Origin of the sequence: Paenibacillus sinensis, assembly GCF_019904155.1 — a bacterium.
Classification (GTDB): domain Bacteria; phylum Bacillota; class Bacilli; order Paenibacillales; family Paenibacillaceae; genus Paenibacillus_AQ; species Paenibacillus_AQ sinensis.
The window spans coordinates 1-8,483 of sequence record NZ_JAHCMB010000182.1; the positions used below are offsets into that span (position 1 = coordinate 1).

Here is an 8,483-nt window from a genome sequence, read left to right on the forward strand (position 1 = left end):
TGAGGGCAAGAACCGTTAAATTGAGTAACATTTCTCCTTGATTGCTTTTGCACTAAATCATAATATGTGATGAAAAAAATTCGACAATACCGGAGAGGACATGGAGGACCTCATCTCCATTGAAACGATCGGGCTGATCAAAGCCATCGAGAGCTATCGCCCTAACAAGGGAACTAAACTAGCCACCTTTGCAGCCCGCTGTATCGAGAACGAGATCCTCATGCATCTCCGTTCGCTGAAGAAGACCCGCAAGGATGTGTCGCTCCACGATCCGATCGGGACGGATAAAGAGGGCAACGAGATAACGCTGATCGATATTCTGGGCTCGGATACGGATGATGTCATCAAAGAAGTGGACCTGAAAATTGAGAAGAGCAAGATTTACCGCAACCTCGACATCCTGGATGACCGGGAAAAAGAGGTGGTGGTCGGCCGCTTCGGCCTGGACACCGGCGGGGAGGAGCGCACGCAGCGGGAGATTGCCAAGGAGCTGGGGATTTCGCGGAGCTACGTGTCGCGCATAGAGAAGAGAGCGCTCATGAAGCTGTATCATGAGTTTTATAAGACGAAGCGGTAAACTCAAAACAATAGAGCATCAAGAAAGCAACTTGTCTGCGGATGAGTTGCTTTTTCCCGTAATAAAGATAACCGTCTAGCAATTTGAAATGTGATATAATGACGTCGCTGCTGCAAGGTACAATCTAAATATGAAAATAGGATGGATAAAATGAAGGGATATATTCATAGCATCGAAAAAAGACGATTGTTTATTATGGTTATCGGCAATGTATTTCTAGGTATGGGAATCAGTATTTTTAAGCTGTCGGGCATGGGGAACGATCCCTTCAGCGGTATGGTAATGGCACTTGCAGAGAACATCGGTATGACATATGCCAATTTTCTGATTCTACTTAACCTGGTATTGTTTGTTATCGAGTTCATAACGGGACGAAAGTTTATTGGAGCCGGGACTTTTGTAAACGCTATTTTATTGGGTTATATCGCTACTTTCTTTCACAGTTCTTGGCTATCTCTGTTTGGTGAACCTCAGCTGTTATGGCAGCGGGTGGTCATCGTGGCGATTGGCGTGGTAGTATGCAGTTTTGGGGTATCCCTGTATCAGACATCGGATGTGGGCGTGGCTCCCTATGACAGCCTGTCCCTGATTATGAGAGACAACTTTCCTAAAGTTTCTTATTTTTGGCACCGGATGTTTACAGATGCTCTTTGTGCTTTGATTTGCTTTCTTGCAGGCGGCATTATTGGTTTAGGAACTCTGGTGTCCGCATTTGGTCTGGGACCTATCATTCATTTTTTTGATGTGAATTTTACGGAGAAGCTTCTGACAAAAAGGCCTCCCAATCAAACCAACTTGGAAAACCTATGATTAAATGACGCTTTTTGTATTTCAAAAGTGGAACTTAATTTCCAAATGGACGTACTGAGTTTTATGTATGTAACTAGGAGGTGTTCGTTTGTCAAATTATTTAAAATTCGTTGTTATCTTCAGTTTAGTTTTTGTACTGGCTTCCTGCTCAGACAATAGTGCCAACAATGTTAAGGATACGCCACTGCCGAAGGAGAGTGAAACCGTCCACAAGGATACTTTTGAAGAAAAGCTTGATCAGTATATGTCCAAGAACTACTCGGGATCTGTGCTTCTTGTCAAAGATAACAAGGTTATCGTTGCCAAGGGATACAACATGGCGGACTATAGTCATAACCTGCCTAACGGACCGGACACTATCCATCAAATCGGTTCGCTTACCAAAGCATTTACCGCTGCAGCTATCTTACAGCTTCAAGAGGCCGGTAAACTGAGCATCAACGACCCCGTACATAAATACATTAAGGATTATCCAAATGATAAGGTCACACTTTACCACTTGTTAACCCACACGTCCGGGATCCCCAATTACACCGCCTTCCCGGATTTCCTGAATACCATGAACATCCGTGTGAGCGTTGACGAGCTAATCGCCAAATTCAAAGACAAGCCACTGGAATTTGAGCCGGGCAGCCGATATTCCTACAGTAATTCCGGGTATGTGCTGCTCGGAGCCGTGATTGAACAAGTTAGCGGACAGTCGTATGGTGACTATTTGAATGAGCATATTTTTAAACCTTTGGGCATGACAAGATCAGGTTACTTAACCAAAAACCTTATCCATACCGATGTCGCTGTAGGGTATTCGCTTCTTACCCCCGACAAGTTTGAGACAGCCCGTCCTATGGATATGACCGTCGCTTATTCAGCTGGCGGGATATATTCCACCGTACAAGATCTTTATAAATGGCTTCAAGGACTTGAAAATGGAACCGTCATCAGCAAGACATCCTGGGAGTTGATGCGTAAACCGAATCTGTCTGAATACGCATTGGGATGGGGAATCTCCGATCCTAACGGGATGGTGTACACCCATGATGGGGGAATCAATGGTTTCTCTTCTGAGATTTGGAGAGATATGTCTGATGGGACTGCAGTCATTCTGCTCAGCAATGTAGAGGGAATCAACTTTGGGCATATGAGAGATGTGCTGGTACGCATGATTGATACGGAGTAAAATATGGAGGATCTGATCTCCATCGGAAACACCCCTCATGCATCTCTTTTCGCTTTAAGAAGATCCGCAAGGTTGTGTCGCTCCACAATCCGATCGGGACCGATAAAGAGGGCTACGAAATTACGCTTATCGATATTCTGGGCTCGAATACGGATGACGTCATGAACCTTATGATTGGGAAGAGCAGGATTTACCGCAACCCGGACATTCTGGACAACCGGGAAAAAGAGAGATGGTGATCGGCTGCTTCAGCCTGGACACCGGATGGCAAGAGGTTTGTCAGTAGAAAAGAACGTAACCAATACCCAATAATGGTAACGCCCTTTTCTACAGATACCCAAAATGATTAACGAGTTATAGGTTGAGAAGTATAAGTTTCTATCTGCGAATTTTTCTTTTTATCTTTTTTGTTTTNTGTAATTAATTCCCGAAATAACCATCCGCAATATATTGACTGTATATGTCATTGGCATGATGTGGTTAAGGAAGCCATAATAAGCAGGAGAGGCCTGGATCGGAAATGTTCCGCCTGAAGAGGGAATTTGCAGCATTAAAATGATAAAAGTAGCTACGCTGCTTAACGGGCCAAAAACGGTTTGAAGTCCTGTTATCACACTGTAGAACAAAACAGAGATTATCATTGAGAATAATATGAACAGGAACGTATTTGCTGGGTGGAGATCCAGGATTAGAATGGCTCCTATGCCCAGAAGGATAGCCTGGATACTGACTAGCCCAGCACCAAATATAAACTTACGGAAGTAGCTGCTAATGAACTTTCCTGGCAGCAGGTTCTGCACCATCTGTATTGAGAGACCCATAGAAAGAACCATCGCCCCAATCCATAAAGACAATGACATGAAATAAGGAGATAGCCCCTCACCATACGTTGGAACATCATTAATAACATTCGTGGACAAACTTATAGGCTGCGCTACGAATTGGGATAGATCCTCCGAATTGAATGTAAGGCTGCCGTTCATCTTTTGATATCCGCTGGTCATACCGCTGCTTAACGCTTGAGCTCCAGTTTCAGCACTTATCAAACCTTTATTCAAGTCACCTACTCCAGTATTTAAATCAACCAGTCCATTGCTTAGAGCGGATGTCTTATTTGCTGCGGTTTGAAGTCCGCGCTGCAGCTTTTCAGACCCGGTAGCTGCATTCTGAAGACCGGTGCTTAATTGAGTCGAACCTTGTTTAAGCTGCTCCAAGCCCGCTGCAAGTTCTGCTGTTTTTTGTGAAACAGTATCAATACCAGATAAGAGCTGGTTGCTTCCATTCTCCAATCCCTTAGCGCCATTAATAAATTCTGTAAGAGCAGAGGCTGCTTGTTCCTGACTGGTGTTAAGATTTGAAACGAGTGTTCCCACTCCATCAGAAATTTGTTGTGATCCGGTTTTAAGGAGGGTTAGATTTTCACTTAATTGCTGCATAGCGCGATCAAGTAATTGTACACTACTATAGCTGCCTGAGGTCTCTGATCCCTGATTCAGGGTATTTAAAATGCTGGACACAGCAGCAATTTTTTGCTGATCTGTCATAGCTGAGTCCTCCAAATATGTGGAGGCCTGCTGGATAGCCTTACCCAGATCTTGAACGGAAGTATGCAACTGAGAAGCCCCTTTTGCTGCCTGTTGAATGCCCGCATCTAGATTGGATGTACCTTCAACAAGGTCAGAGAGCTTGTCATTGGGTTGAATCAATTTGCTTTGCAGCAGGGATAATCCATCTGCCATTTTTTTAGATCCGGTGGATATTTGGCTTTGTCCGGCTCCTAATTCGTTCATTCCGCCCACTAATTTATTGGAACCGTCGGCCACAACAATTAAACCATCTTCTAAATCATTGCTTCCAGAATGTAGCTGTTCAATGCCTTTATGAAGATCTAAGCTTGATGAAGCTGCCTGCATCAATCCACTAGCAAGCTGGGCAGCTCCGTCACTGGCTGCTTGGGTGCCATTATAAATTTTTTCATTCCCGTTCGCCAATTTTTGAATACCCTGCCAAAGCTCAGTTGATCCTGAACTCGCATCTTTCAGAGAGAATTTCACATCAATCAAATTGTCGGCAAGTGTTTTAGAAATCTCTTTTTGAATTTCTGAACTTACTTCTTTTTGGAGAGCAGTAACTGCGCCTGAAGCAATTTGAGAGAATACATAATTTTCTCCTTTATTAACTGTGTACATAATTTCAGGGCTGACGGAATTGCCATCCTGGATATCAGCAATTAGCTTGGAGAAATTTTCGGGTATTTCAATAACCGCCAAGTATTCTTCACCAGTAACTCCCTCCATAGCCTCATGGTGTCCAACAAATTTCCAATCAAACTTTTTATTTTCCTTAAGCTTCTCCTCCATCGCTCTTCCCAATGAATACTCTGTTCCATTCTTCTCGACGGGTTCGTCCAGATTGACAAAGGCAACGGGCACTTTGTCAAGCTTATTGTATACATCCCATACGCTTCCGAGATAGTTCACTGCATACAACAATGGCAAGAACATCAAGATAGCAAGGGAAAGGACTAATATCAGTCGCTTCTTTTTCTTTGAGATCATGGTCTCCCTCCTTAGGAACTCAAAATCGAACATATGTTGAATTTTGATGCCTTTGTATTATAATTTGTATATAAAGGTGTCGCAATGAGCAGTTTTGGCACAAAATACACAATTTTGTACATTAATCTTTGTAAGTGTTGAATTTTAAATTTTTTCTAACGAAAGAAGGGAAGCACCTTGGCTGGTAAGTCTGAATATAGGAGTTCCATTAGATCAAAAAAATTAATAAGACAGGCTTTTGTAGAACTGTTGCAAGAAAAAAAATATGAAAATATCACAGTAACTGATGTTGTGAAACGGGCTGATATCAATCGGGGAACATTTTATGCCCACTATCCAGATATTCGGGGGATCACTGAACAAATTGTCAATGAAATTATGGAGAATGTAAGAGGAATCATGAACGAGTTTCATTACCAGCGTTTTTTCGATTCCCCTATGCCTTTGTTGAATGGAATCTCGAACTGGCTTTTATCCGACTTGGACTTCTATAGATCATTGATCCAAAATGAAGCAGCAGAACTATTCCTGGTTAAGCTGCAAGATGTATTCGTAGATCATTTGCGAACCTTTAGTGATATTCCTCAAGCCGTTAAAGACACGCTGCAATTCTCGATTCATGTTCATTTCGTTGTCGGTGCAATCATTAATGTTTACCGGGTGTGGCTTCGGGGAGATATCAACATACCGATTGAAAACGTCTCTTCGGAGATAGGCAGAATATTTATGAACCTGCTCCCGCTAAACAGCATTAACCCTAAATCCATCTGATTGTTATCAGTGGAAGGACAGCCGGATTCTCCAATAAAAATAAAGTAATTCTCCAGAGCAGACGTATCCCTCCAAGATCCTATGATTAAGGAAGTTGATTTGAAGATTGAGAAGAGCATGATTTTCCGCAATCTCGATATTTTGGACGAGAAGGTGAAGGGAATTGTTGGCCGCTTCAGCCTTGACACCGGCGGGGAGGAGCGGATTCAGTGGGAAATCGCGAAGGAGCTGAGCTGGGGATATCGCGGACTTACGTGTCGCGTATCGAGAAGCGGGGGCTCATAGGTCTTGGAGAAAGGCGGGGCAGATCAATCTGCCTCGCCTTTACTGTTGTAGTACGCCCGGCATGGGCGATAACTCGGCGGTCAAAGTCCACTACTAATGAGCGGATGAAGCTTGTATTTTATGGATTTTATGAACATCTTCCGTACCGCTCTCCAAGGCGGTCTTGTAATATTGACATTTATGTTCGATGACTTCCATCGTTTTTTTTAACTCTTCCATCTGGGCTTCTACGGAAGCTTTCCGCTCCAGGAACATGTCATATCTTTGCTGCAAGGTGGAATCTCCCTCAGAGCACCACTCAATAAAATGTTTGATTTCCTTAATCGGCATCCCGGATGACTTCAGGCATTCAATTATTTTTAAAGCATCCATATCCGATTCCTTGAAAACGCGTTTCCCGCTGGGTGTTCTTTCTATAAAAGGCATAAGGCCTTCCTTGTCATAGTAACGCAGAGTATGAGGTGTCAGATTAAAGTGTTCCGCAACTTCACTTATGGAGTATGTTTTCATCATGTATCTCCAGTCTCAAATGTATTTTGTTCTTGACTTAGAGTTAACTTTAAGTAATATCATATGTTTTGTAAAGTCGGCGTTACAAAATAAATATGAACTGGAAGAGAGGTTACACAATGATAAAAGTTAATGCACGCGCTACATTCAGTCAGGAAGGTCCGTTCAAGCTAACCACTATTGAGCGCCGGAATCTTCAGCCGCATGATGTTCTTATTGAGATTAAATACGCCGGGATCTGCCATTCGGACATTCATACCGCACGCGGGGAGTGGGGGCCGGTCAAATATCCACTCGTTCCAGGGCATGAGATCGCCGGAATTGTTAGCCAGGTCGGTTCCGAAGTGACAAAGTATTCCGTTGGTGACCGGGTAGGGGTAGGATGTCTGGTTGACTCCTGTGGAGAATGCAGTAATTGCCAAAAAGGCGAGGAACAGTATTGCCTGGGTGGAAGTACGGCCACCTATGGAGCTATCGACCGGTACGGGCACTATACACAAGGCGGGTATTCCACCCACATCGTTGTAACAGAAGACTTCGTGGTCCGGATTCCTGACGCTATTCCGCTTGACGCCGCTGCACCCCTTTTGTGTGCCGGAATCACAACATATTCACCGCTGCGCCATTGGGGAGCAGCTCCAGGCAAAAAAATAGCTGTGGTAGGTCTTGGAGGACTTGGACACATGGCTGTGAAGATCGCTCATGCCATGGGGGCTGAGGTTACTGTTTTATCACAGTCACTGAAGAAGAAGGAAGACGGTTTGCAATTAGGGGCGGATCATTATTATGCGACAAGCGATCCGGAGACATTCAAGCAGCTTGCCGGTTCGTTCGACCTGATCATAAATACGGTAAGCGCGCAGATTAATATTGATGCGTATCTGTCGCTCTTGGCGCTGGATGGTACATTAGTCAATGTAGGTGCGCCCGCTGATCCATTGGCAGTTAACGTATTCTCGCTGATTGGTCACCGCCGCTCGTTTGCCGGATCGATGATTGGTGGAATCCGTGAAACACAGGAAATGCTTGATTTCTGCGCTGAACACAATATTGCATCTGAGATCGAGGTTATTTCTGCCGATCGGATCGATGAAGCCTGGGAGCGCGTACTCGCTTCAGATGTCCGTTACCGGTTCGTAATCGATATCAGCACGATGGGGAATGAATAAGGATCGACCTCTTAATACAGCCTTCAACAAGCAACTTGTCTGCGGATGAGTTGCTTGTTGTTTTTTAATACATTAACCTGCCAAGATGTAATTATATCTGCTACTATTCCCCTCGACCACGGATTGTGGCGTTGAGGTCACAGCTCGGAGCGATTCGGATCCATCCTTAAATTGTACTTCTTCAAAAGCAGCTTGTTAAAAAAATAGAAACATAAACCGTTAAGGAAGCCAACTGCGGTTGTTGTGTATGCCGAGATTAGATATCCTTCATTTCCTACATTTGAAACAATGTTAATGACAATAACTGAAAGAATCAGGCAGAAAACCAAGCCCCCCAAGGAGAAATATAATAAATTACGTAGAAAAACTCCTCTTCGCTTCTTAACCAAGCTTTCAATAAAATCATCCAAATAAATATAAAGTAAAATGTCATAAACGAATAGTATGGCCATAAGCCAATAGAAACCGGCAGGTGGGGGCTTATCCGCCAGAGCAAAGAAGAAGATAGTCCAGAAGGAAAAGAAGGTGACGAAATTTATCATTTTAATTTTTTTGAACAATCTCATATCCATAGTATTCGTTAAACCTCACTTTCTTATTTGTTTACATGCCTTCCATTTATTCCA

General features: G+C 43.6%; 7 protein-coding genes and 3 pseudogenes. 7 read left to right on the plus strand and 3 right to left on the minus strand.

Annotated elements, in window-relative coordinates; genetic code table 11:
* Positions 1–73: 73 nt before the first annotated feature.
* From sigK to KIH86_RS20300, 4 genes and pseudogenes are all read left to right on the plus strand, one after another.
* Positions 74–577: pseudogene (gene sigK / locus KIH86_RS20285) on the plus strand (RNA polymerase sporulation sigma factor SigK); the annotation flags it as partial.
* Between the two features lie 141 nt (positions 578–718).
* The gene (locus tag KIH86_RS20290) at positions 719–1,387 is read left to right on the plus strand and encodes a YczE/YyaS/YitT family protein (RefSeq protein WP_235775513.1); all 669 of its coding nucleotides are present in this window, start codon (positions 719–721) and stop codon (positions 1,385–1,387) included.
* 88 nt (positions 1,388–1,475) lie between these two features.
* Positions 1,476–2,564: a serine hydrolase domain-containing protein gene (locus KIH86_RS20295; protein WP_223085470.1), complete on the plus strand. Its 1,089-nt coding sequence runs from the start codon at positions 1,476–1,478 to the stop codon at positions 2,562–2,564.
* Between the two features lie 34 nt (positions 2,565–2,598).
* A pseudogene (locus KIH86_RS20300) lies at positions 2,599–2,847 on the plus strand (RNA polymerase subunit sigma-70); the annotation flags it as partial.
* A 115-nt stretch (positions 2,848–2,962) separates the two neighbouring features.
* Here the strand turns inward: KIH86_RS20300 and KIH86_RS20305 are convergent.
* Entirely contained in the window at positions 2,963–5,155 is a 2,193-nt protein-coding gene (locus KIH86_RS20305) for a YhgE/Pip family protein (RefSeq protein WP_456094023.1), read from the minus strand.
* A 144-nt stretch (positions 5,156–5,299) separates the two neighbouring features.
* Here KIH86_RS20305 and KIH86_RS20310 point away from each other — a divergent pair, with 144 nt between their 5' ends.
* Together KIH86_RS20310 and KIH86_RS20315 are read left to right on the plus strand one after the other, a co-directional pair.
* Positions 5,300–5,893 carry a TetR/AcrR family transcriptional regulator gene (locus KIH86_RS20310; RefSeq protein WP_223085468.1) on the plus strand — a complete coding sequence of 198 codons (594 nt, stop codon included), beginning with the start codon at positions 5,300–5,302 and terminating at the stop codon, positions 5,891–5,893.
* A 93-nt stretch (positions 5,894–5,986) separates the two neighbouring features.
* Positions 5,987–6,183: pseudogene (locus tag KIH86_RS20315) on the plus strand (hypothetical protein); the annotation flags it as partial.
* An 88-nt stretch (positions 6,184–6,271) separates the two neighbouring features.
* Here KIH86_RS20315 and KIH86_RS20320 read toward each other — a convergent pair.
* On the minus strand, positions 6,272–6,688 hold the full coding sequence (locus KIH86_RS20320) for a MerR family transcriptional regulator (protein WP_223085466.1): 417 nt from the start codon (positions 6,686–6,688) through the stop codon (positions 6,272–6,274).
* A gap of 119 nt (positions 6,689–6,807) precedes the next feature.
* On the opposite strand from KIH86_RS20320, the gene KIH86_RS20325 reads away from it, so the two are divergent.
* A complete protein-coding gene (locus tag KIH86_RS20325) occupies positions 6,808–7,857 on the plus strand; it encodes an NAD(P)-dependent alcohol dehydrogenase (RefSeq protein WP_223085465.1) in 1,050 nt (349 codons plus the stop codon).
* 137 nt (positions 7,858–7,994) lie between these two features.
* Here the strand turns inward: KIH86_RS20325 and KIH86_RS20330 are convergent, their stop codons facing one another.
* Positions 7,995–8,429 carry a hypothetical protein gene (locus tag KIH86_RS20330; RefSeq protein WP_223110644.1) on the minus strand — a complete coding sequence of 145 codons (435 nt, stop codon included), beginning with the start codon at positions 8,427–8,429 and terminating at the stop codon, positions 7,995–7,997.
* Between the last annotated feature and the right edge of the window lie 54 nt (positions 8,430–8,483).